This is a genomic window from Kribbella sp. NPDC050470 (assembly GCF_044458365.1).
Taxonomy (GTDB): Bacteria; Actinomycetota; Actinomycetes; order Propionibacteriales; family Kribbellaceae; genus Kribbella.
This window is the reverse complement of sequence record NZ_JBITHV010000003.1, coordinates 331,287-354,093: the sequence shown is the minus strand read 5'-3', so window position 1 is coordinate 354,093 and position 22,807 is coordinate 331,287. Positions and strand designations below refer to the sequence as shown.

21 protein-coding genes are annotated in these 22,807 nt (G+C 69.5%); 7 read left to right on the top strand and 14 right to left on the bottom strand.

Going from position 1 to position 22,807, the window contains the following annotated elements; translation table 11 throughout:
• Position 1: 1 nt before the first annotated feature.
• The 4 genes from ACIBGM_RS10160 to hutH form a co-directional block, all read right to left on the bottom strand.
• Entirely contained in the window at positions 2-661 is a 660-nt protein-coding gene (locus ACIBGM_RS10160) for an ABC transporter permease (protein ID WP_360514687.1), read from the bottom strand.
• Positions 658-1,656, bottom strand: coding sequence for an ATP-binding cassette domain-containing protein (locus tag ACIBGM_RS10155; protein WP_360514684.1), 999 nt, complete (start codon positions 1,654-1,656; stop codon positions 658-660). Before ACIBGM_RS10155 ends, ACIBGM_RS10160 begins: the two co-directional genes overlap by 4 nt.
• Positions 1,657-1,784: 128 nt before the next feature.
• Positions 1,785-3,440, bottom strand: coding sequence for a urocanate hydratase (gene hutU / locus ACIBGM_RS10150; protein WP_360514681.1), 1,656 nt, complete (start codon positions 3,438-3,440; stop codon positions 1,785-1,787).
• A 16-nt stretch (positions 3,441-3,456) separates the two neighbouring features.
• Positions 3,457-5,004: a histidine ammonia-lyase gene (hutH, locus tag ACIBGM_RS10145; RefSeq protein ID WP_360514674.1), complete on the bottom strand. Its 1,548-nt coding sequence runs from the start codon at positions 5,002-5,004 to the stop codon at positions 3,457-3,459.
• 105 nt (positions 5,005-5,109) lie between these two features.
• On the opposite strand from hutH, the gene ACIBGM_RS10140 reads away from it, so the two are divergent.
• From ACIBGM_RS10140 to ACIBGM_RS10125, 4 genes are all read left to right on the top strand, one after another.
• Positions 5,110-6,006 carry a GNAT family N-acetyltransferase gene (locus ACIBGM_RS10140; protein ID WP_360514671.1) on the top strand — a complete coding sequence of 299 codons (897 nt, stop codon included), beginning with the start codon at positions 5,110-5,112 and terminating at the stop codon, positions 6,004-6,006.
• Positions 6,003-6,197, top strand: coding sequence for a hypothetical protein (locus tag ACIBGM_RS10135; RefSeq protein WP_360514668.1), 195 nt, complete (start codon positions 6,003-6,005; stop codon positions 6,195-6,197). The genes ACIBGM_RS10140 and ACIBGM_RS10135 overlap by 4 nt, the downstream gene beginning before the upstream one ends.
• A gap of 23 nt (positions 6,198-6,220) precedes the next feature.
• Entirely contained in the window at positions 6,221-6,979 is a 759-nt protein-coding gene (locus ACIBGM_RS10130; protein ID WP_360514665.1) for an IclR family transcriptional regulator, read from the top strand.
• Positions 6,980-7,236: 257 nt separating this feature from the next.
• The gene (locus tag ACIBGM_RS10125) at positions 7,237-8,652 is read left to right on the top strand and encodes a carboxylesterase family protein (RefSeq protein WP_360515117.1); all 1,416 of its coding nucleotides are present in this window, start codon (positions 7,237-7,239) and stop codon (positions 8,650-8,652) included.
• Positions 8,653-8,745: 93 nt separating this feature from the next.
• Here the strand turns inward: ACIBGM_RS10125 and rpsN are convergent, their stop codons facing one another.
• On the bottom strand, positions 8,746-9,051 hold the full coding sequence (gene rpsN, locus ACIBGM_RS10120) for a 30S ribosomal protein S14 (RefSeq protein ID WP_360514662.1): 306 nt from the start codon (positions 9,049-9,051) through the stop codon (positions 8,746-8,748).
• Positions 9,051-9,218, bottom strand: coding sequence for a 50S ribosomal protein L33 (gene rpmG, locus ACIBGM_RS10115; RefSeq protein ID WP_360449989.1), 168 nt, complete (start codon positions 9,216-9,218; stop codon positions 9,051-9,053). Before rpmG ends, rpsN begins: the two co-directional genes overlap by 1 nt.
• A 73-nt stretch (positions 9,219-9,291) precedes the next feature.
• Here rpmG and ACIBGM_RS10110 point away from each other — a divergent pair, with 73 nt between their 5' ends.
• The 3 genes from ACIBGM_RS10110 to ACIBGM_RS10100 all read left to right on the top strand — a co-directional run bounded on the left by ACIBGM_RS10110 (position 9,292) and on the right by ACIBGM_RS10100 (position 12,211).
• Positions 9,292-10,398: a CobW family GTP-binding protein gene (locus ACIBGM_RS10110; protein WP_396385137.1), complete on the top strand. Its 1,107-nt coding sequence runs from the start codon at positions 9,292-9,294 to the stop codon at positions 10,396-10,398.
• Positions 10,395-10,640 (top strand): type B 50S ribosomal protein L31, encoded by a 246-nt coding sequence (locus ACIBGM_RS10105; protein ID WP_360514656.1) that lies wholly within the window; start codon positions 10,395-10,397, stop codon positions 10,638-10,640. Before ACIBGM_RS10110 ends, ACIBGM_RS10105 begins: the two co-directional genes overlap by 4 nt.
• Before the next feature lie 158 nt (positions 10,641-10,798).
• Entirely contained in the window at positions 10,799-12,211 is a 1,413-nt protein-coding gene (locus ACIBGM_RS10100; protein WP_396385135.1) for an aromatic amino acid lyase, read from the top strand.
• Here the strand turns inward: ACIBGM_RS10100 and ACIBGM_RS10095 are convergent.
• The 8 genes from ACIBGM_RS10095 to kdpF all read right to left on the bottom strand — a co-directional run bounded on the left by ACIBGM_RS10095 (position 12,208) and on the right by kdpF (position 22,625).
• Positions 12,208-13,419 (bottom strand): SGNH/GDSL hydrolase family protein, encoded by a 1,212-nt coding sequence (locus ACIBGM_RS10095; RefSeq protein ID WP_396385133.1) that lies wholly within the window; start codon positions 13,417-13,419, stop codon positions 12,208-12,210. The two genes, ACIBGM_RS10100 and ACIBGM_RS10095, sit on opposite strands and share 4 nt — an antisense overlap.
• A gap of 118 nt (positions 13,420-13,537) precedes the next feature.
• Positions 13,538-14,380 (bottom strand): hypothetical protein, encoded by an 843-nt coding sequence (locus tag ACIBGM_RS10090; RefSeq protein ID WP_396385131.1) that lies wholly within the window; start codon positions 14,378-14,380, stop codon positions 13,538-13,540.
• Positions 14,381-14,941: 561 nt separating this feature from the next.
• Entirely contained in the window at positions 14,942-15,619 is a 678-nt protein-coding gene (locus tag ACIBGM_RS10085) for a response regulator (protein ID WP_396385130.1), read from the bottom strand.
• The gene (locus tag ACIBGM_RS10080; protein ID WP_396385129.1) at positions 15,616-18,195 is read right to left on the bottom strand and encodes a DUF4118 domain-containing protein; all 2,580 of its coding nucleotides are present in this window, start codon (positions 18,193-18,195) and stop codon (positions 15,616-15,618) included. Before ACIBGM_RS10080 ends, ACIBGM_RS10085 begins: the two co-directional genes overlap by 4 nt.
• 12 nt (positions 18,196-18,207) lie before the next feature.
• Positions 18,208-18,786 (bottom strand): potassium-transporting ATPase subunit KdpC, encoded by a 579-nt coding sequence (gene kdpC, locus ACIBGM_RS10075; RefSeq protein WP_396385128.1) that lies wholly within the window; start codon positions 18,784-18,786, stop codon positions 18,208-18,210.
• A 13-nt stretch (positions 18,787-18,799) separates the two neighbouring features.
• On the bottom strand, positions 18,800-20,878 hold the full coding sequence (gene kdpB, locus ACIBGM_RS10070) for a potassium-transporting ATPase subunit KdpB (RefSeq protein ID WP_396385127.1): 2,079 nt from the start codon (positions 20,876-20,878) through the stop codon (positions 18,800-18,802).
• Positions 20,875-22,536, bottom strand: coding sequence for a potassium-transporting ATPase subunit KdpA (gene kdpA, locus ACIBGM_RS10065; RefSeq protein ID WP_396385126.1), 1,662 nt, complete (start codon positions 22,534-22,536; stop codon positions 20,875-20,877). Before kdpA ends, kdpB begins: the two co-directional genes overlap by 4 nt.
• On the bottom strand, positions 22,536-22,625 hold the full coding sequence (kdpF, locus tag ACIBGM_RS10060; protein WP_130442715.1) for a K(+)-transporting ATPase subunit F: 90 nt from the start codon (positions 22,623-22,625) through the stop codon (positions 22,536-22,538). Before kdpF ends, kdpA begins: the two co-directional genes overlap by 1 nt.
• Positions 22,626-22,807 lie beyond the last annotated feature (182 nt).

The following is a 22,807-nucleotide window of genomic DNA, read 5'->3' as shown; positions in this document are numbered from 1 at the left end:
GTCAGGCCACCTCCACCGGCGGTGCGGCGATCACGCGGGACCACGGTGTGAGGATCCGCTGCAGACCGACGAGGATCAGGTCTGCGAGCAGCGCCAGCAGCAGCGAGAGCACCACGCCCACCACGACCGGAGTGAGGAAGTCCCGCTGGAAACCCAAGGTGAACAACTCACCCAGTCCGCCGATCCCGATCACCGCGCCGACGCTCACCATCGAGATGTTCGCGACGGTGACGACGCGCAGTCCCGCGAAGATCACCGGTACCGCGATCGGCAGATCGACCGCGACGAGTCGGTGCAGGGAGCCGTAGCCGACCGCGATCGCGGACTGCCGGACGTCGGGTGGCACTGAGCGCAATCCGTCGATCACGTTCCGGATCAGCAGCGAGACCGTATAGATGGTCAGCGCCACGACGATGTTGACCGGGGACAGCACTTTGGTGCCGAGGATCGCCGGCAACACGATGAACAGCGCGATCGAGGGCAGTGAGTACAGCACGCCGCCGAACGCGATCAACGGGTTTGCCAGCCAGGAGAAGCGGGTCGCCACGTAGCCGAGCGGCAGCGAGATCAGCAGTCCGAGAACGACCGGAATGATCGCCAGGTAGATGTGCTCGCGCAGCTGTTCCCAGATCAGGTCGAGGTTGTCGGCCACCCAGGTCATGATCGGAGTGCCTCTGCGACGATCGACTGGTCGACGACTCCGACTGCCCTGCCGGCGGCGTCGACGCAGACGCCCCAGCCGCTCGGCGAGGTCAGTACGGCGTCCAGCGCGGCACGCAACGAGTCACCCCGCTGGAAGACGGCGCCGATCGGCTGGATCTCGTGATCGTTCCGCCAGCCGACCGGCTTGTTGTCGTCGTCCAGCACGAGATCCGGCGGCAACGGCTTGAGCGGCAGCTCGTCGGGCTGGACGAAGGTGAGCGCGCGGTAGCCGCGGTCCTGCCCGACGAAGCCGCGGACGAAGTCGTCGACCGGGTTCGCAAGCAGGTCGGACGGCGGCGCGAACTGGGCCAGCTTGCCGCCGACCCGCAGTACCGCGACGTTGTCGCCGAGCTTGATCGCCTCGTCGATGTCGTGGGTGACGAACACGATCGTCTTGCCGATGTCGCGTTGCAGGCGGAGCAGCTCCTCCTGCAACTGGTGGCGGACGATCGGGTCGACGGCGCTGAACGGCTCGTCCATCAGCATGATCGCCGGGTCGGCCGCCAGCGCCCGCGCAACGCCGACTCGTTGCTGCTGGCCACCAGACAACTGGGCCGGGTACCGCTCGGCCAGCTTCACGTCCAGGCCGACCCGCTCGAGCAGCTCCATCGCGGTGGCGCGGGTCTTGCGCTTGTCCCAGCCGAGCAGCTTGGGCACGGTGGCGATGTTGTCCACGACCGTCTTGTGCGGGAACAGCCCGGCGTGCTGGATCACGTACCCGATCCCGCGCCGCAGCGTCACCGGGTCCTTGCCCTTGATGTCCTCGCCGTCGATCGAGATCGTTCCGCTGGTGCGCTCGATGGTGCGGTTGATCATCCGCAACGACGTGGTCTTGCCACAGCCCGAAGGCCCGACGAACACGGTGATCTGACCGCTCGGGATCTGCAGGGACAGCTTGTCGACGGCGACGGTGCCGTCCGGATACTGCTTGGTGACGTCCTCGAACTCGATCATGGCGCCCCTTCGCGCTCGTCGTCGGTCGCCCGATCGACCCTAGCGGAACGAGAGACCGAAGCCACGCGATTCTCATTCCCGGGAAAGTGCACCGTAACAATAGACAATGTCACGGTCGCACTCTGCGATCAGACCTCCTGCATCGGAACTCTGACTCCCCGTTCGGCCGCAACCTCTGCTGCCTTGTCGTACCCGGCGTCGACGTGCCGGATGACACCCATCGCCGGGTCGTTGGTGAGCACCCGCTCCAGCTTCTGCCGGGCCAACTCGGTGCCATCGGCAACCGATACCTGGCCGGCGTGGATGGACCGGCCGATGCCGACGCCGCCGCCGTGGTGGATCGACACCCACGACGCGCCGCTGGCCACGTTCACCATCGCGTTCAGCAACGGCCAGTCCGCGATCGCGTCCGAGCCGTCCAGCATTCCCTCGGTCTCCCGGTACGGCGACGCGACGCTGCCGGTGTCCAGGTGGTCCCGGCCGATCACGATCGGCGCCTCGAGCTCGCCGGCCGCGACCATCTCGTTGAACCGGACCCCGGCCTTGTCCCGCTCACCCTGGCCGAGCCAGCAGATCCGGGCCGGCAGCCCCTGGTACGCGACCCGCTCGCCGGCCATCTTGATCCACCGGGTCAGGTGCTCGTTGTCCGGGAACAGGTCGAGGATGGCCTGGTCGGTCCTGGCGATGTCGGCCGGGTTGCCGGACAGCGCCGCCCACCGGAACGGGCCCTTTCCCTCGCAGAACAAGGGCCGGATGTACGCCGGCACGAAGCCCGGGAACTCGAACGCGCGCGAGTACCCGGCCTTGCGGGCCTCGTCGCGGATCGAGTTGCCGTAGTCGAACACCTCGGCGCCCGCGTCCTGGAAGCCGACCATCGCGGCGACGTGCCGGGCCATCGAGGCCTGTGCGCGCTCGGTGAATCCGGCCGGGTCCTTCTCCCGTGCGGTCGCCCAGTCGTCGAACTCGATCCCGACCGGCAGGTACATCAGCGGGTCGTGCGCCGAGGTCTGGTCGGTGACGATGTCGATCGGGGCGCCCAGTTCCAGCAGCTCCGGCACGATCACGGCAGCGTTGCCCAGGACACCGATCGACAGCGGCCGCCGGGCCTTCTTGGCCTCCTCGGCCAGCCGCAGCGCCTCCTCCAGCGAGCCGGCCCGGACGTCGAGGTACCGGTGCTCGATCCGCCGGTCGATTCGCGAGGAGTCGACGTCGATGCAGATCGCCACACCGTCGTTCATCGTCACCGCCAGCGGCTGGGCGCCGCCCATCCCGCCGAGCCCGGCGGTCAGCGTGATGGTGCCGGCCAACGAGCCGCCGAACTTCTTCTCGGCCACCGCGCCGAACGTCTCGTAGGTGCCCTGCAGGATGCCCTGGGTGCCGATGTAGATCCACGAGCCGGCCGTCATCTGGCCGTACATCGTGAGGCCCATCGCCTCCAGCTTGCGGAACTCCTCCCAGGTGGCCCAGTCGCCGACCAGGTTCGAGTTCGCGATCAGCACCCGCGGCGCCCACTCGTGCGTCTGCATCACGCCGACCGGGCGGCCGGACTGCACCAGCATGGTCTCGTCGTCCTTCAGCGTGGTCAGGGTCCGCACCATCGCGTCGAAGGAGTTCCAGTCCCGGGCCGCCTTGCCGGAACCGCCGTACACGACCAGTTCGTCGGGGTGCTCGGCGACCTCGGGGTCGAGGTTGTTCTGCAGCATCCGCAGCGCGGCCTCCTGCTGCCAGCCGCGGGCGGTCAGGGTGGTGCCGCGGGGTGCGCGCACAGGACGGGGTCCGGACATGGGTGATCCAGCCTTTCTAGGAGAGCGGGCCGGTGACGGCCTCGGTCGCGTGGATATAGGTGCCGTCAGCAACAAGGCGGACGGAGTGCTCGATCTCGGGGGCCAGGTGCCGGTCGGTGCCCGGCCCCTCGACGTACTCCCGGAGGGCGGTCCGGACGGCGGCGGTGGCCGGCGCCGGGGTGAGCGGCGCGCGCAGGTCGAGCGCCCGCGCGGCGGTCAGGATCTCGACGGCGAGGACGCGCTGCAGCCCGTCGATCGCCTTGCGCAGCTTGCGTGCGGCCGACCAGCCCATCGAGACGTGGTCCTCCTGCATCGCGCTGCTCGGGATGGAGTCCACGCTGGCCGGTACGGCGAGCCGCTTGAGCTCGGACACGATCGCGGCCTGCGTGTACTGCGCGATCATGTGACCGCTGTCGACCCCGGGGTCGTCGGCCAGGAACGCGTTCAGCCCGTGGTTCCGGGCGACGTCGAGGAAGCGGTCGGTACGGCGTTCGCTGATGCTGGCCAGGTCCGCGACGGCGATCGCGAGGAAGTCGAGCACGTAACCGACCGGAGCACCGTGGAAGTTGCCGTTCGACTCGACCCGGCCGTCCGGAAGCACGACCGGGTTGTCGATCGCGGCGGCGAGCTCGTGGTCGGCGACCGTGGCCGCGTGCGCCGCGGTGTCGCGAGCGGCGCCGTGCACCTGCGGCGAACAACGCAGCGAGTAGGCGTCCTGGACCCGGTTGCACTCGGGACCGCGGTGGCTCGCGACGATCGCGCTGTCCGCGAGGATCGCGCGCAGGTTCGCCGCGGACGAACGCTGGCCGGGATGCGGCCGGAGCGCCTGCAGGTCGTCGGCGAACACCCGGTCGGTGCCGAGCTGCGCCTCGACGCTCATCGCGGCGGCGAGGTCGGCGGTCTTGAACAGCCGGTCGAGGTCGGCCAGCGCGAGCACCAGCATGCCGAGCATGCCGTCGGTGCCGTTGATCAGCGCGAGCCCTTCCTTCTCCGCGAGTACGACGGGAGTCAGGCCGTGGGTCCGCAATGCGTCGCCGGCATCCAGAAGGTTGCCTTCGGCATCGCGTACGAAACCCTCACCCATCACCGCGAGCGCGACGTGCGACAGCGGCGCGAGGTCACCGGAACAGCCGAGGCTGCCGTACTCGTGCACCACCGGAGTCAGGTTGGCGTTGAGGAGACCGGCGTACGCCTGGGCCGTCTCGACCTTCACGCCGGTTCGGCCGGTCGCGAGCGTCGACAGCCGGAGCAAGGCGAGGGCGCGGACGACCTCGGTCTCCACCTCGGGCCCGGAGCCGGCCGCGTGCGACCGGACCAGGCTGCGCTGCAACTGCGCCCGCAACTCCGGCGCGATGTGCCGGGTCGCGAGAGCGCCGAAACCGGTCGAGACCCCGTAGTGCGGGGTGTCCGCGTGCGCCAGGGCCTCGATCGCGGCCCGCGACTTCGCGATCTCCTCGAGCGCCTGGTCGCCGATCCGCACCCGGGCGCCGTGCCGTGCCACCGCCACGACGTCGGCCGCGGTCAGCGGCCCGACGCCGACGACTATCTCGTTCTGCTCATCCACCCGATCATTGCACCGCGCTACACGGACAACCGACAGCAGCGCCAGGCACTTTCTGTCTCGGATCTGAGACACGTCGATGGACCGCCCGACACATAGAGTGAAGGAATGGTGTTCGAGATCCGGCCGGCCCGGCCGGAGGACGCGGTGGGGATCGCCCAAGTCTGGGCAGCCACGATGCCGCAACTGGTCAAGACGGCCCGCGGGATCGAGGCGCAACTGCGAACCGGCAAGAGCCAGGTGGTCCTGGTCGCAGTGGACGGCCGGGACGTGGCCGGTTTCGGGACCGTCTACCTGCCCGACCCGGACGAACGAGGCCCACGGGTCCGGATCGCCGTACAGGTCCCGCCGGCGGCGCGAAGGCGCGGCATCGGCAGCGCGCTGGCCGAGGCGGTCGGTGCCGAAGCGGTGAAGGCGGGCGCGGTCGCGTTGCTGGTCGTCGTCGCGGACGAGGCCGAGTCGAAGCAGTTCGCGACCCGGAGAGGGTTCACCATCGGCCGCCGGATGTCCCAGTCCCGAGCCGATCTGAGCGCCGTACCGCCGCCGGCCGCCCTACCTGCCGGGCTGCGCCTGGCCGACTACGACCAGGTCGATCCGCGGGCACTGTGGCAGGCGGTCGTCGCGGTCACCGGCGGCGATCCGAGCGGGCTGTCGTTCTCGCTGCCGTACGACGAATGGCTGGCCGTCGACTGGGGACACCCGGATCTCCGGCGCGATCTCAGCTTCGCCGTGCTCGACGGCGACACCGTGCTGTCGTTCGTCACCACGACGGCCGACCCGGACCGGAAGGTGATCTGGTCGAACCTGACCGGCACCGTTTCGTCCGCGCGCGGCCGCGGGCTGGCGAAAGTGGTGAAGTCGGCCGCGCTGGCGCGGGCCCGGGACGCGGGCTTCGTCGTTGCGTACACCGGCAACGACGCGGGGAACGCCCCGATGCTCGCAGTGAACACCTGGCTCGGCTACGAAGTGTCGTCGAGCGCCTGGACCGCGGAGAAGGCCCTGTGACTCGAATCGTTCTGTCCCTCACGTTCTTCGGCGTCCTCGCGGTGGTGGTCGGGATCCTCACGTCCGGCGACGACCAGGACATCGACTGGGCGATCACCGGCAGCCTGTTCGGGGTCGCGCTGGCCGGCGAGGGAGTCCGGCAGTGGCTGCGCCGCAGCCGCGCCAAGTCCCGGGAATCGTCCGGAATCTGAGACTTCGCGGTTACGCTGCCGTTGTGAGCGGCAACGTTCCCGCCTCGACCCGCACGCTGCGGGTCCTGACGTTCCTGGCCACCCAGCCCGGACCGGTGCCGATGGAGCGCATCGCCTCCGCGGTCGGCCTGCCGCGCTCGTCGACGTACCACTTGCTGCGAGCAATGATCGATGAGGGCTTCGTGGTGCACCTGCCCGAGGAGAAGCGGTACGGGCTCGGCGTGGCGGCGTTCGAGATCGGGTCGGCGTACCTGCGGCATGATCCGCTGGAGCGGTTGGCTCGGCCGTTGCTCGTTCAGTTGGTGGCTGAGGTGGGTCAGACTGCGCATCTCGGCGTACTGCACGGGCGGGAGCTCGTCTACCTGCTGAAGGAGCAGCCGCCGCGGCCGGTGACGCTCGTGACGGATGTCGGCGTACGCCTCCCCGCGACGCTGACCGCGTCGGGGCGCGCGCTGCTCGCCGAGCTGCCGGCGGCTCAGGTACGGGCGTTGTTCCCCAACCCGGAGAGTTTCGTACGGCGGACGGACCTGGGACCGCAGACGCTCACCCAACTGCGGCGCCTGCTGGCCGACGAGAAGCGCCAGGGCTTCGCGCTCGAGGACTCCTTCATCAGCCCCGGCTTCTCCTCGGTCGCCAGCGCAGCCGTCGACCACGCCGGCCACCCCGTCGCCGCCATCAGCATCACCTTCCGCACCGACGTCGTACCACCCACCGACCGCCGCCTCCTCGCCCACAAAACCCGCCAGGCCGCCACCGCGCTGACCCGGCGGCTCCACGGGTAGTCCCCCGCGCGTGGTCGGGCCAGCCCGCGGTCCTGCTGCCGGAGCGTGGACACGTCGTGGCGGGACGCGGTCGTCGCGGCGGGCTCGGGGGCGTCACGGCAACTGAGTGGGGCTAGCACCACCTCGGGTGGGGACGTGGGGTGACTGTGTGGGGGGCGGTTGGGCGGAAGGGTTGAGGTCTGCCGGACGTCTAGGAGGAGACCGTGGTGCGTGGTGTGGTTGCGTTGGTTGGGGCTGTTGGGGTCGGGGCTGTGGGGATGGTGCCTGCGGCGGCCGGTGGTGGGGAGGTTGTGCGGACGGAAGGTGGGTTGGTTCGGGGGATGGTCCAGGAGGATGTGCGGACCTTTCGGGGGATTCCGTACGCGGCGCCTCCGGAGCGGTGGCGGTCGCCGCGGCCGGCCAGGCCCTGGGAGGGGATACGCGACGCGACGGAGCACGCAGACAGCTGTGCGCAGCCTGAGCATCCGGTTGGCATGGCGAGCACAAATGAGGACTGCCTGTATCTGGACGTGACGACGCCGAGGAGCGACGGGAAGAAGCGGCCGGTCGTCGTCTGGATTCATGGGGGCAGCTTCACCAACGGTGCCAACAGCGTGTACGGGCCCGACAGGTTCGCCGGCCGCGGTGAGGTTGTCGTGGTGCAGGTGCAATACCGGCTGGGCGCGTTCGGGTTTCTCGCCAGTCCGCTGCTCGGCGAGGACTCGGGCAACTACGGGCTGGAGGACCAGCAGGCCGCACTCCGCTGGGTCCGGCGGAACGCCCAGGCCTTTGGCGGTGATCCGCGGAACGTGACCGTGATGGGTGAGTCGGCCGGCGCCTACAGCGTCTGCGACCACCTGGCCTCCCCGACCGCGGCCGGGCTCTTCGATCGGGCGATCATCCAGAGCGGACCCTGCGCACAGGAGTACTCCGCCATCAACTACGCGGCACCCAGACCGCGATCAGTCGCGAACCACTACAGCAGCAACCTCGCGACCGAGCTGGGCTGCACCACTGCGGCCTGCATGAGAGCAATCCCCGCAGAAGAACTGCTCGCAGCGACCGCGGACGACGAGTTCGGTCCGGTGCTCGGTGGGCGTGTCCTCCCGCACCACCCGGCCAAGAAGATGGTCAACAACGTCCCGGTCTTGCACGCAGTCAACCACGACGAGGAGTCCGGTCGGTACGGCGCTCAAGAGGTCTTCGCCCAGCCGATCACGCAGGCGGAGTACGAAACCGCCGTACGCGAAACCTTCGGTGCCAAGGCAGACAAGATCCTGGCCGAGTACGCCGACGTCCGCCCCGCCGGCCGTGCCCTCGCGACCGTCATGACCGACTCGCACTGGTCCACCCCCGCCGCTAGGACCAACCGCATCCTGTCGACACGCATGCCGACGTACGCGGTTGAGTTCGCCGGCGAGGCGCCCTGGTACGCCGGGGCGCCCAAGCCGACCTGGCCCGTCGGCTCGCACCACCTGAGTGACGTCGCCTACTTCTTCGACCTGGCCGTCCTCGAGCCGCCGCAGCAGGAGTACGCCGACCAACTCATCACCACCTGGGCCGACTTCGCCCGCACCGGCACCACCCCCTGGCCGCGCACCCGCCCGGGCGACCGGACCGTCCAGTCCCTCACTCCGACCGGCACCACCCGGACCGACTTCGTCGCCGACCACCGGATCCGCTTCTGGCAGTGATCGACAACGTACGACGGCCCTCCGCGAAGCCACCTGACTTCGGGGAGGGCCGTCGTACGCCCAGGCCGCGGCATCCACGTCGCGGGGCGGGCACTACCAGGAAGACTTGGTGATGCCCGGGAGCTCGCCGCGATGGGCCATCGCGCGGAAACGGACTCGGGAGATGCCCGCCTTCCGCAGGTACCCCCGAGGACGGCCGTCGGCGACGTCGCGGTTGCGCACCCGGATCGGGCTCGCATCCCGCGGCAGCTGCTGCAGCTTGAGCTGGGCCGCGCCGCGGTCCTCGAAGGACGACCGCGGGTCGGCGATGATCCGCTTCAGCTCGGCGCGGCGCGCGGCGTACCGGGCGACGGTCCGCTTGCGCTGCTCGTTCTTGGCGATCTTGCTGGTCTTCGCCATCAGCGCTCTTCGCGGAAGTCCACGTGCTGCCGGACGGCGGGGTCGTACTTGCGCATCACCAGGCGGTCGGGATTGTTCCGCCGGTTCTTGCGCGTTACGTAGGTGAAGCCGGTGCCCGCCGTGCTGCGGAGCTTGACGATCGGGCGGAGGTCGTTGCGCTTGGCCATGCTGGGTTCCTTTCCTCAACTGCGATCCACAGTGTACGTTGTACTGGTAATCATTTTCAATAAGGGAGTATGGATGCTGCCGGTGACCTTGCTCACGGGGATCGACGAGCGGTTCCGCGGCGCGGTGGCCGGCAACCTGCTGGCCGCAGCCGGCTCACGCGGAGTACTGGTCGAGTACGACGTCAGCGGCCTGGCCGACGGGTCCGTCGTACGGATCGCCCGGACCGCCGGCGGCGTGATCGACCGCGAGGTGATCCGGATGAGCCACCCGTGCGTGTCCTGCGCGATGCGCGGCTCCCTGGTCGCCCTGCTGGTGAGCATCGCGGCGGTCGAGCGGTACGACGCCGCGATCGTGTCGGTGCCCGGCGCCGGGGACACGCAGGCGATCGCCGAGGAGATCGCCCGCGACGGCGGCGGCGAGCTCCGGGTGGACGCGGTCGTGACCACGGTCGACACCGGCAGCGTGATCGACGACCTCACCGGCGACCAGCTGATCCAGGGTCGCGGGATCCCGACCGCCGCCGAGGACGGCCGCGCGATGGCCGAGGTGGTCGCCCGCCAACTCGAGTACGCGAACGCCGCCGTGCTGAGCAGCGACGACGAGACCGTCCGGGCGCTGACCCAGGCGATCAATCCACAGCTTCTGGTCCGGACCACCCCGGCCGGGCTTCTCGGCGTACGGCTGCACGATCCGGACGCTGCCGAGACCTGGACCGAGCCCGGCTCGATCTGCGCGACCACCGAGAGCGGCCCGGTCCGGACGTTGGTCTGGCAGGCGGACCGGCCTTTCCACCCGGAGCGGCTCTACGACGCCCTGGAGGAGCTCGTCGCCGGTACGGCGCGGGGCCGCGGGACGGTGTGGATCGCGACCCAGCACCGCAACCGGCTGAGCTGGGACAGCTTCGGCACCAACATCTCGATCGGCGTGCTCGGTCCATGGCTGGCCGACCTCCCGGCCGACCGCTGGGCCGGGGTCGGGCAGCAGCACCAGGCCAGGTCGGCCCTCGAGTGGCACCCCGATCACGGCGACCGGGCGTCGTACCTGTCCATCACCGGGGTCGGGCTGGACGTCCGGGAATTACGCGAGCGCCTCGATGGTTGTGTCCTGCGTGCGGACGAAGCGGTCCACCCGCTGACCGACCCGTTCGCCCCTTATCTGGAAGGAAGTACTGCAGCATGAAGAAGGACATCCACCCCGACTACCGCCGGGTCGTCTTCCGGGACAAGTCCGGCGACTTCAGCTTCCTCACCGGTTCGACGCGCGAGAGCAACGAGACCATCGTGTGGCACGACGGGAACACCTACCCGGTCGTCGACGTCGAGATCTCGGCCGCGACGCACCCGTTCTACACGGGCCAGCAGCGCGTGATGGACACCCAGGGCCGGGTCGAGAAGTTCAAGAAGCGCTACGGCAAGGCGTAACCCCGGACACCTTTCAGGGACCTCGGACAGCTGACCAGCTGTCCGAGGTCCCTGTTTCATGTCCGGACTCTCGCAGCGTCTCGGATCCGAGACGGCGACCTCAGCCAGGTTGCTGCCCGGGAGGGGTGCGGCGGCTCACACTGAGGACTGTGGAGCCGGTGGAGATTCTCGGGGCTGGACTGACCCCGTTGGAGGCCGTGGCGCTCGGGCAGCGGCGGACTGCGGTGCGGTTGAGTGACGTCGCGCGGAAGCGGATGCACGAGTCGGCGCTGGCGGTGGCCGAGGTCGCTCAGCGGCGGCCCGTGTACGGGCGGACCACCGGGGTCGGCGCCAACCGCGACGTGCTGACCTCCGACCCCGAGCACGGCGCGCGGTTGCTTGGATCGCACTCCACCACCGGTACGACGTCGTACCCGAAGGATGTGGTCCGGCTCGGGCTGCTCATCCGGGTCAACCAGCTTGCGTCCGGCGGATCCGGCCTGGAGCCTGAGGTCGCCGACGCGATCGTCGCGCTGCTCAACGACGACGAACTGCCCGACCTGCACCGCGGCGGCGCAATCGGGACCGGCGATCTCGGGCCGCTCGCCGAGCTCGGCCTCGCGCTCGGCGCGGTCGTCGACGGGACCAGCGCACTCCCCCTGCTCTCCAGCAACGCGCTCACCCTGGCCGAGTGTTGCCTCGCGTACGTCGAGGCCGCCACGCTGATCAACGTCGTACCGCTGGTCGGCGCCCTGTCGCACGTCGCCCTGCGCGGCAACGCCGAGGTGTACGACGTCCGCGTGCACGAAGCCCGCCCGCAGCCAGGCCAGGTCCGGGTCGCACGCCGGATGCGCGGGCTGCTCGACGGCCTGCCGATCACACCCGCCCGGGTCCAGGATCCGTTCGGGCTCCGAGCGTTCGCGCAGGTCCTCGGACCGGCCGTCGACCATGTGGATGCTCTCGGCAACAGTCTCCGGATCGACATCAACGCCTCCGCCGAGAACCCGTTGGTGGCCGGCGACACCGTGCTCCACAACGGCAACTGGCACGCGATGCCGATCGCACTCGCCCTCGACTCGCTCCGGCTGAGCCTGCACAGCGTCGCGACCTTGTCGACGTCCCGAGTCGCGAACCTGGTCGACCCCGAGTTCACCGGGCTGAGCCGGTTCCTGGCCAGCGGTGCGGAGGCGAGCTCGGGCGTGATGATGATCGAGTACGTCGCCCACGACGCGCTGGCCGCGGTCCGTTCGGCGGCGCAGCCCGCGACTCTCGGTACGGCGACACTGTCCCGCGGAGCCGAGCACCACGCCAGCTTCGCGCCACAAGCCGCCGTACTGACGGCTCAACTCCTCGACGCACTTCGTGAAGTGCTGGCCAGTGAGCTGGTCACCGCCGTACGGGCGATTCGCCTTGCAGGCTGGACGCCTGACGATCTTGCGCCAGCCGCGGTCGGACCGTGGTTGGCCGACGCGCTGGCCGCATTGCCGGATGATCTCACCGACCGATCGCTGCGGGAGGACCTGGAGATCGCCCGCGGCCTGCTCACGCAGTGGGGCGATCGCCAGGTCGAGCATCCCGCCGAAGCGGGCTAGAGCTCCTTCAGGTTGAACGCCTGAGCCATTGCCTTGAAGCCTTCGGCGTTCGGATGCAGGTGGTCGCCGACGTCGTACGCCGGCAGCATCTTGGACGGCGCGGCCGGGTCGCGGACCGCCTTGTCGAAGTCGACGACGGCGTCGTACTCACCGGACGTCCGGATCCAGTGGTTGAGCGCCTGCCGGTCCGCCTCCCCCTCGGGTGTGTAGTAGCCGGCGCCCTCGTACGGCGTCAGCGTCGCGCCGATCACCTTCAGCCCGGCCTGGCGCGCCCGCTCGACGAACTGCCGGTGCACCGCGATCAACGCCGCCGGCTCGACCGCGCCGCGGCTGCCACCGATGTCGTTGATGCCCTCGAGCAGTACGACGGTCTGCACGCCGGCCTGCCCGAGCACGTCCCGGTCGAACCGCGCCAGCGTCGAGTCCCCCGCCGTACCGGCGTTGTTGAGCAGGCGGTTGCCGCTGATCCCGGCGTTGAGGATGCCGAGCTCGTGGTGCGCCGGCTGGGCCAGCAACCGGTCGGCCAACTGGTCCGGGTACCGCAGGTTCTGGTCGATCGGCGACACCACGCCGTCAGTGATCGAGTCGCCGAACAGCACGACCGAGCCGCGCACTCGGCTCCGCACGTCGACACCTTCGATGATGTAGCGGGCCATCCCGGAGATCGCCTGGTACTGCGACCCGTCGCCGCCGGTCTGGTCACCGGTGGCCAGAAAACCCGTCGCGTACCCGGCCGGGTGCTGGGTCAGCGGGCCCGTCGGACCGGGGAAGTACGTACTGATCACCAGGTCGGTGTCATCAGGTACGGCGACGCGCACCGGGTCGGACACCCACTCAGCACCTGCCGGGATCGTCACCGACGGCTGGCCGCCGAACAGCACCGGGACCAGCTTGGCCGGCTGGACCGTCGGCGTACCGGCGAGGTCGTCACCACGCGGCGTCAGCGTCACCTTGCCGACGACGAGCGGGGATGTGCCGTAGACGTTCGACAACCGCAGCCGGAGCTCCGAGCCACCGACGCTCAGGTGAGCCACTTGCCGCAGGGTCGTGTTGGTGACACCGGTCGCCGAGAGACCCGACGTACCCGGTGGAGTGACGGCGACGGCCCAGCTGCCGATCCAGTCGGGTGACAGCGAGGCCGAGGCGGTGGGAGTGAGCGGGATCGCGAGCAGCGCCAGAGCGGCGACGAGCTGTTTGAGACGACGCATGAGACCACCTTCGTCTGGGCGGAAACGGGGTGTTCCCTTCGATCTCACCCAGAGTCGCCACTCACTCGCAACCGGTCATCGGTGAGCGGTCGATCTTCAGAGCCGAACGCACATCCTTTCAGAGTCGGCCGTACGCCTTCAGAGTGCGGAGGGCGGCGATGGTGACGACGCCTCGGTACTCGAGGGTGGCGGCCTGACTCGGAGGTTCCCAGGTCAGGGCCCAGCCGCCGTCCGGCTGCTGGTCGGCGATCAGGCGGTCGAGGTGGGCCTCGATCTGGGCGTCGTCGAAGAGCGGCCGCCAGAAGCTGTCCGGGGTCGGGGCGAAGTGCAGCGGGGTGACGCCGTACGTCGGATCCGCGGCGTCGGCGCGGTACCAGTTGAGCTTGGGCAGCCAGTCGCGGATCTTGTCGAGGTCGACGTCGTCCGTGTGCTCGAGGAACTCCATCGAGACATGCATCGAGTGGGCATCCTCCGGGAAGCCCTTCGCGAGCTCGGCGGCACACCAGGCGGCGGCCTTGTCCCGCCACGGGTGCTCGAAGCCGAACCGGTAGAGCTGCCCGACCAGGCCGGCCGTCGGGTTGAGGCTCGGCTCGTAGGTCCACTCGCTGATGTGCTCGGCCCGCGGGTAGCCCTCGACAGCCGGGCCGCAGAGCGGGACCGCACCATCGGGCGTCGCGATCGACTGCAGCCAGTCGACGGCCCGCCGGATCATCTCCTCGTCACGCGCCCCGGCCGTCAGCATCGTCTCGAACGCAACCTGCACGTCCAGCGGCAGACTGTCCGGACACCGCTTGTCCGGCTCGAGCCCGTGCCCGAACCCACCATCCACGTTCCGGTAGCCGCGCAACGCGTCCACAACCCCAGCCGAGTTGGCCCCCTCGAAGACCGTCGCGAACACCCGCCCCTCGAGCAGCCGCCCTTCCCGCCGTACGAAATCCCGTCCCGCACCCAAGATGTCCATACCCCCACCTTGACGCACCCCACCCCCAATCTCTTGAACAAAACAGACAACCCCGCCCCCTCGCCCGCCGCCTCCGCCGGGGACGGGCTTCCTCCTGCTCGACAGGGAGTCCCGATCACCCCCAACGCCCGAAGCCGTTCCGCTACCGGAGCAAGGCCAGCCGGCGCAACTCTCGGGGCAGCTCTCGGGGGCTTGCCCACCCTGCCGTGGACTTACACACGAAACAACCTGTGCAAGCTCCCCAGTCCCTCCGCAGACCCCCGGCTGTAGCCACGTCGACTCTCACCCCGGCCGACAGCATGCGTGCGCTCACACCATCCGCACCCCAATCGCGGCCGGTCCCACCAACCACACCTCTCCAGCGCCTCCACACCACACCACCACGCACCGCAGTCCGCCCCACCCCACCAAAGCACGCCGTCAACCGCGGGCGGCATCCCGCAAACCGCCCGGCGGCAGCCGGGCAAAGAATGCACGGCGTCAAGCCGGGGGCGGGAGGGAGCGCGCGCAGCGGGCGCGACGCAGGAGCGACCGCGAAGCACGCGTGGGCTCACACCACGTTCACGGTTCGAAGCGGTAGCCCATGCCTGGTTCGGTGAGGAGGTGTTTGGGGCGGGCCGGGTCCGGCTCGAGTTTGCGGCGGAGTTGGCCCATGTAGAAGCGGAGGTTGCCGCTGGCGGTTTCGTAGCCCGGGCCCCAGACCTCCGTGAGGAGTTGCCGTTGGGACATCAGCTTGCCCGGGTGCCGGACCAGGACCTCGAGCAGGTGCCATTCGGTGGGAGTGAGCCGGATGTCCTCGCCGTTCCCGAGCGTGACCCGCTTGGCGGCCAGGTCGACCGACGCGCCGCCGACTGTGACGACCGGCTGGTCCTGGGAGGGATTGCTGCGGCGCAGTACGGCACGCATCCGGGCCAGCAGCTCGTCGATCCCGAACGGCTTGGTCACGTAGTCGTCGGCGCCGGCGTCCAGCGCCTCGACCTTGTCCGTCTGGTCGGTTCGGCCGGACAGCACCAGGATCGGCGCCTCGGTCCAGCCGCGCAGGCCGCGGATCACGTCGACTCCGTCGAAGTCCGGCAGCCCGAGGTCGAGGATCACGAGTTCCGGCGGGTGCTGCGCCGCGACCTTCAACGCCGCCGTACCCGAGCCGGCCAGATGCACCTCGTACCCCCGGGCCCGCAGATTGATCTGCAACGCCCGCACGATCTGTGGTTCGTCATCGACCACCAGGACGCGGGTCATTCATGCACCTCCGGCGCAGAGCGTTCGCGGGCGCCCGGCACCGGCGCGTCGGCCGGGCGCAGGGTTGCGGTCGGGATCGCAACCACCATGGTCAACCCGCCGCCGGGCGTGTCCTCCGGCTGCAGAGTCCCGCTCATCGCCTCGGCGAGACCGCGGGCGAGCGCGAGGCCGAGGCCGACGCCGACGGTGTTGTCGGTGTCGCCGAGCCGCTGGAACGGCGCGAACACCCGGTCCCGGTGCTCGCGCGGGATCCCTGGACCGCGATCGATCACCCGGATCTCCACGGTGTCGCCGAGCGCGCTCCCGGTCAGCAACGGCGGACGCCCCGCAGGCGAGTAGCGCAGCGCGTTCCCGAGCAGGTTCACGATCACTCGCTCGAGCAACGCCGGGTCGGCTTCGACCAGCGGCAGCGTGTGCGGGATGTCCACCGTCACCTTGTCGCCGTCGTCGCCGAGCTCCGCGAGTGCGCCGGGCATCACCTCGTCCAGCGCCATCGGCCGAGTGAAGACGGGGAGTACGCCGGCCTGCAGGCGACTCAGGTCGAGCAAGTTGTCCACCAGACGCGTCAGCCGGTCCAGCGACTCGTCCGCGGTCTCCAGGAGCTCGGCGCGCTCCGACTCACTCCACTCGACGTCGTCACTGCGCAGGCTGGTCACCGACGCCTTCGCCGAAGCGAGTGGTGACCGAAGATCATGGCCGACGGCGCGGAGCAACGCCGTACGGAGCCTGTCTGCCTCAGCGAGCGGTTTGGCCTCGGCGGCGGCCTCGCTCAGCCGGGCCTTGTCCACCAGCGCGGCAGCGTGCGCAGCGAACGCACCGACCAGGCGGCGCTCGTCTGCGGCCAGCCGATGCCCCTGCAGAACCAGGACGAGATTCTCGCGTGCCGGGATCTCCGCGTCGCCGTCCTCCGGGCGGCCGCAGGTCATGGTGCCGGCCGTCGCCAACGGCCGCCAGACCTCGGTCAGCTCGTCGTCGTCCACCCGCTCCATCAGGCACGCCCCGGTCATCCCGAAGGCTTCGCGGACCCGCTCGAGGAGGGCAGGCAGCGCGGTCTCGCCCCGCAGCACAGACCCGGCCAGGGTCGCCAACGTCTCCGACTCGGCCGCCGCTCGGGCGGCCTGTCTGGTCCGTCTGGCTGCCCGGTCCACGACCGAGCTCACCATCGCCGCGACGAGCACGAAGATCACCAGCGCGAGCGCATTGTTCAGCTCAGCGATCGTGAACGTCCGCGTCGGCGGAGTGAAGAAGTAGTTCAGGACCAGCGAACCACCGACCGCGGTGACCATCGCCGGCCACATCCCGCCGACGAGGGCGACCACGACGACCGCCAGCAGGAACGCCAGCACGTTGCTGGTCAGGTTCAGGGTGTCGCCGCCTAGCCCGAGCAGCAGCGCGAGGACTGGCGGCAGTACGACGGAGAGGACGAAGCCCTGGATCCTGCGCCGCCGGGACAGACTGCCGTGCAGCCGCGGCAACCGGCCGCGGCCCATCTGCGAGTGAGTGACGATGTGTACGTCGATGTCGCCGGAGTCGCGGATCGTGCTGACCCCGATCCCGGGCCCGGTGAGCAGCGAGCTGAACCGCGAGCGCCGGCTGCCGCCCAGCACCAGCTGGGTGGCGTTCTCGGCCCGGGCGAAGGTCAGCAGGGCCGCGGGTACGTCGTCCCCGACGACCTGGTGGTACGTGCCGCCGATGCTCTCGACCAGGTTGCGCTGTTCGGCGAGGCGCTTCGGGTTGGCGCCGGTCAGACCGTCGGAGCGGGCGACGTGGACTGCGAGCAGGTCTCCACCGGAGGACCTGGCGGCGATGCGGGCGGCACGCCGGATCAGTGTCTCGCCCTCGGGGCCGCCGGTGAGGGCGACCACCACCCGCTCCCTGGCTTCCCAGGTCGAGTCGATGTCATGTTGGGCACGGTATTGCTGCAGGCCCGCGTCCACCCGGTCGGCGAGCCAGAGCAGCGCGAGTTCGCGCAAAGCGGACAGGTTGCCGACCCGGAAGTAGTTGCCCAGGGCAGCGTCCACCTTGTCCGCCGCGTAGACGTTGCCGTGCGCCATCCGCCGGCGCAACGCCTCCGGGGTCATGTCGACGAGCTCGATCTGGTCGGCCGCGCGGACCACCCGGTCCGGCACCTTCTCCTGCTGCGGTACGCCGGTGATCTTCTCGACCACGTCGTTGATCGACTCCAGGTGCTGGATGTTGACCGCCGAGATCACGTCGATCCCGGCGGCCAGCAGCTCCTCGATGTCCTGCCAGCGCTTCTCGTTCCGGCTGCCCGGCACGTTGGTGTGGGCCAGCTCGTCGACCAGCGCCACCTCCGGACGCCGGGCCAGTACGGCGTCCACGTCCATCTCGGTGAAGCTGGCGCCGCGGTAATCGATGATCCGCCGCGGCACCACCTCCAGGCCCTCGATCATCTCGGCGGTGTGCACCCGGCCGTGCGTCTCCACGAACCCGACCACGACGTCGGTGCCGCGGTCGCGCCGCCGCTGGCCCTCGCCCAGCATCTTGTAAGTCTTCCCGACGCCGGGCGCGGCACCCAAGTAGATCCGCAGATGCCCACGGCCGCTACTGCTCATATGTCCATGCTCTCAGAGTGCGGCCAGCGCGTTGTTGAGCTTGACCACGTTCACCCGGGGCTCACCGAGGAAGCCGAGGGTGCGACCCTCCGTGTTGTCCTGCACGAGCTTCTCGACCGTGGCCACCGGCAACCCACGCTCCCGCGCGACCCGGTTCACCTGCAGAGCGGCGTACGCCGGGCTGATGTGTGGATCGAGGCCGCTGCCACTCGCCGTGACCGCGTCCGGCGGCACCTGAGACGGGTCGACACCGTTCAGCGTCGCGATCTCCTGGCGCCGCTGGTCGATCAGTTTCAGCAGCTCAGGGTTGTTCGGCCCGTACTGCGAGGCCGCGCTTCCCATCGCGTTGTAGTCCACAGCGGACGGACGGGTCTGGAACCACTCCTTGCCATAGGCCTGCCCGATCAGGTCCGATGCGGTGTCCTTGCCGTCGACCTGGACGATCGAGCCGTTGGCGTTCCCGTGGAACAGCGCCTGCGCCGCCCCGGTCATCACCAGCGGATAGATGATGCCGAGGGCAACGGTGAAGAACAGCAGGGCCCGTACGGCGACCCCGAACTGCCGGACCGAGCCGGGCAGATTGCTTGCCATGAACAACTACCTTTCAGCGGAGACCGGGGATCAGCGAGATCACCAGGTCGAGGAGCTTGATGCCGATGAACGGGGTGATCAGGCCACCGACGCCGTACACCAGCAGGTTGCGCCGCAGCATCGACGACGCCGAGGACGGCTTGTACCGGACCCCGCGCAGCGCCAACGGCACCAGCGCCACGATGACGAGCGCGTTGAACACGATCGCGGACACGATCGCCGACTCCGGCGAGTGCAGTCCCATGATGTTCAGCTTGTCCAGGCCCGGGTACGCCGCCGCGAACAACGCCGGCAGGATCGCGAAGTACTTGGCCACGTCGTTCGCGATCGAGAACGTGGTCAGCGAACCCCGGGTGATCAGCAACTGCTTGCCGATCTCGACGATCTCGATCAGCTTGGTCGGGTTCGAGTCGAGGTCGACCATGTTGCCGGCCTCCTTCGCGGCCGACGTGCCGGTGTTCATCGCCACCCCGACGTCGGCCTGGGCCAGCGCCGGCGCGTCGTTGGTGCCGTCGCCGGTCATCGCGACCAGCCGGCCGCCCTCCTGCTCCTTCTTGATCAGCGCCATCTTGTCCTCGGGCGTCGCCTCGGCCAGGAAGTCGTCGACGCCGGCCTCCTCGGCGATCGCCTTCGCGGTGAGCGCGTTGTCGCCGGTGATCATCACGGTCCGGATGCCCATTGCGCGCATCTGGTCGAACCGCTCCCGCATGCCTTCCTTGACCACGTCCTTGAGGTGGATCACGCCGAGCGCGCGCGCCGTACCGCCGATCGCCTCGGCGACGACCAGCGGGGTTCCGCCGCAGGCCGAAATGCCGTCGACGATCTCGCCGAGCTTCGGGTCGGTGGTCCCGCCGTGACCGTGGATCCAGGCGTTCACCGCACCGGCCGCGCCCTTGCGGACCTGCCGGCCGTCCACGTCCACGCCGCTCATCCGGGTCTGCGCGGTGAACTCCACGAACGTTGCGTGCGGCAACTCTCCGGTGTGCCGCTCACGCAGTCCGTACCCGTTCTTCGCCAGTACGACGATCGACCGGCCCTCCGGCGTCTCGTCGGCCAGGCTCGACAGCTGGGCAGCGTCCGCGAGCTCGGTGTCGGTCACGCCGTCGACCGGGATGAACTCCGACGCCTGCCGGTTGCCCAGCGTGATGGTGCCGGTCTTGTCCAGCAGCAGCGTGTTCACGTCACCCGCGGCCTCGACCGCCCGGCCCGACATCGCCAGCACGTTGCGCTGCACCAGCCGGTCCATCCCGGCGATGCCGATCGCGGACAGCAGCGCGCCGATCGTGGTCGGGATCAGGCAGACCAGCAGGGCCACCAGGATCACGATGCTCAGGTCGGTGCGGGCGTAGTTCGCGAACGTCGGCAGCGTCACCGTGGCGATCATGAAGACGATCGTCAGGCTGGCCAGCAGGATGTTCAGCGCGATCTCGTTCGGCGTCTTCTGCCTCGACGCGCCCTCGACCAGGGCGATCATCCGGTCGATGAAGCTCTCGCCGGGCCGGGTGGTGATCTTCACGACGATCCGGTCCGACAGCACCTTGGTCCCGCCGGTGACCGCGCTGCGGTCGCCGCCGGACTCCCGGATGACCGGTGCCGACTCGCCGGTGATCGCCGACTCGTCGACACTCGCGACACCCTCGACGACGTCACCGTCGCCGGGGATGATCTGGCCGGCCTCGACGACCACCAGGTCACCGAGCTGGAGCTGGGTGGCCGGCACCTCCTCCTCCCGGTCCCCGGCCAGCCGCCGGGCGGTGGTCTCGGTCTTGGCCCGGCGCAGGGTCTCGGCCTGGGCCTTGCCGCGGCCTTCCGCGACGGCCTCGGCCAGGTTCGCGAAGATCACGGTCAGCCAGAGCCAGACCACGATCCACCAGACGAACACGCTGGAGTCGGTGAAGGCGAAGACGGTCGACGCGACCGCGCCCACCTCGACCACGAACATCACCGGGTTCTTCACCATCACCCGCAGGTCGAGCTTGCGCAGCGCGTCCGGCAGGGAGGTCAGCAGCATCTTCGGGTCGAACAGACCCGAGGGTGCTCTCTTCGGGGTCACCGCCGGCTTCGACGCCGGCGGCTTCAACAGCGTGGTCACAGTCCCTCCGCGAGGGGTCCGAGAGTCAGTGCGGGGAAGTAGGTCAGGCCGGTCACGATCAGCACGACGCCGACGAGCATCGTCACGAACAGGGCTTTGTGGGTGGGCAGCGTGCCCTGGGTCACCGGGACCGGTTGCTGGCGGGCCAGCGAGCCGGCCAGGCCGAGGGCGAGCACGATCGGCACGAACCGGCCGAACAGCATCACCAGCCCGAGCGCGGTGTTGTAGAACGGGATGTTCGCGCTGATCCCGCCGAACGCGCTGCCGTTGTTGTTGCCGGCCGAGGTGAACGCGTACAGCACCTCGGAGAAGCCGTGCGGGCTGTCGGTGTTGAAGATCGAGGCCCGCGCCACCGCCAGTCCCATCGCGACCGAGGCGCCGACCAGCACCACGGTCGGCGTGGTCAGGATGTACAGCGAGACCAGCTTCATCTCGCGGGCGGTGATCTTCTTCTTCAGGTACTCCGGGGTCCGCCCGACCATCAGGCCCGCCACGAACACGGTCAGGATGGCCAGGATCAGCATGCCGTAGAGCCCGGTGCCGGTGCCGCCCGGCGTGACTTCGCCGAGCATCATGTGGAAGAGCGCCGTACCGCCGCCGAGGGCGGTGAACGAGTCGTGCGCCGAGTTCACCGCGCCGGTCGACGTACCGGTGGTGGAGCTCGCGAAGAGTGCGGAGGCCCATTCGCCGAAGCGGGTCTCCTTGCCCTCCATCGCGGCGCCGGCCGCCTGGGTCGCCGTACCCGCGCCCTGGTTCTCGAAGAACGTGGCGGAGAAGGTGAAGGCCGCCCACAGCGTGCCCATCACGCCGAGGATCGCGTAGCCCTGCTTCTTGTCCTTGACCATCACACCGAAGGTCCGGGTCATGCAGACCGGGATCAGCAGCAGCAGGAAGATCTCGAACAGGTTCGACAGCGGGTTCGGGTTCTCGAACGGGTGCCCGGAGTTGGCGTTGTAGTAGCCGCCGCCGTTGGTTCCGAGCTCCTTGATGACCTCCTGGCTGGCGACCGTGCCGCCCGGGATCGTCTGGGTCTGGCCGACCACCGAGGTGACCTCGTGACCGCTGGAGAAGTTCTGTACGACGCCGGTCGCGACCAGCACCAGGGTGCCGACGATCGCGATCGGCAGCAGGATCCGCAGCGTGGTCCGGGTCAGGTCGACCCAGAAGTTGCCCAGCCGGTCCGTCTTGGACCGGGCGAAGCCGCGGATCACCGCGACCGCGACGGTCATGCCGACGGCCGCGGACAGGAAGTTCTGCACCGCGAGACCGGCGAACTGGACCAGGTGGCCCATCGTCTGCTCGGGCGAGTACGACTGCCAGTTGGTGTTCGAGACGAACGACGCAGCCGTGTTGAACGCCAGCCCCGACTCGACGCCGGGCAGGCCGTTCGACAGCGGCAGGTGCCCCTGCACGCGCTGCAGGACGTAGAGCAGTATGACGCTGACCGCGGAGAACGCGAGCAGCGACCGGGCGTAGACGGCCCAGGTCTGGTCGGCCTTCGAGTCGACGCCGAGCAACTTGTAGGCCCCGCGCTCGATCCGCAGGTCGCGGTCGGACGAGTAGACCCTCGCCATGTAGCCACCCAGCGGCCGGTAGACCGCGGCCAGGCACGCGAGGAGAAGGCCGACCTGTAACAGGCCGGCGGCGGTGTCGGACATCAGAACCTCTCGGGGAAGATCAGGGCGGCGACGAGGTAGAGGACCAAGGCCGCCGCGACCACCAGGCCGGCGATGTTTTCGGCGCTCACAACTTCTCCACTCCGCGCAGCGCGGACCAGACGGCCGCGAAGACGACGACGGTGACGGCGAGGTAGATCACGTCAGCCATGCCGGCGCCACCTCACACAAACAGTGCTCATGACCCCACTGCACACCGCTCGCTGCCCGGTCAGGAGTGTTCTCACAGCCCTCTCACAGCGGCTGACAGACC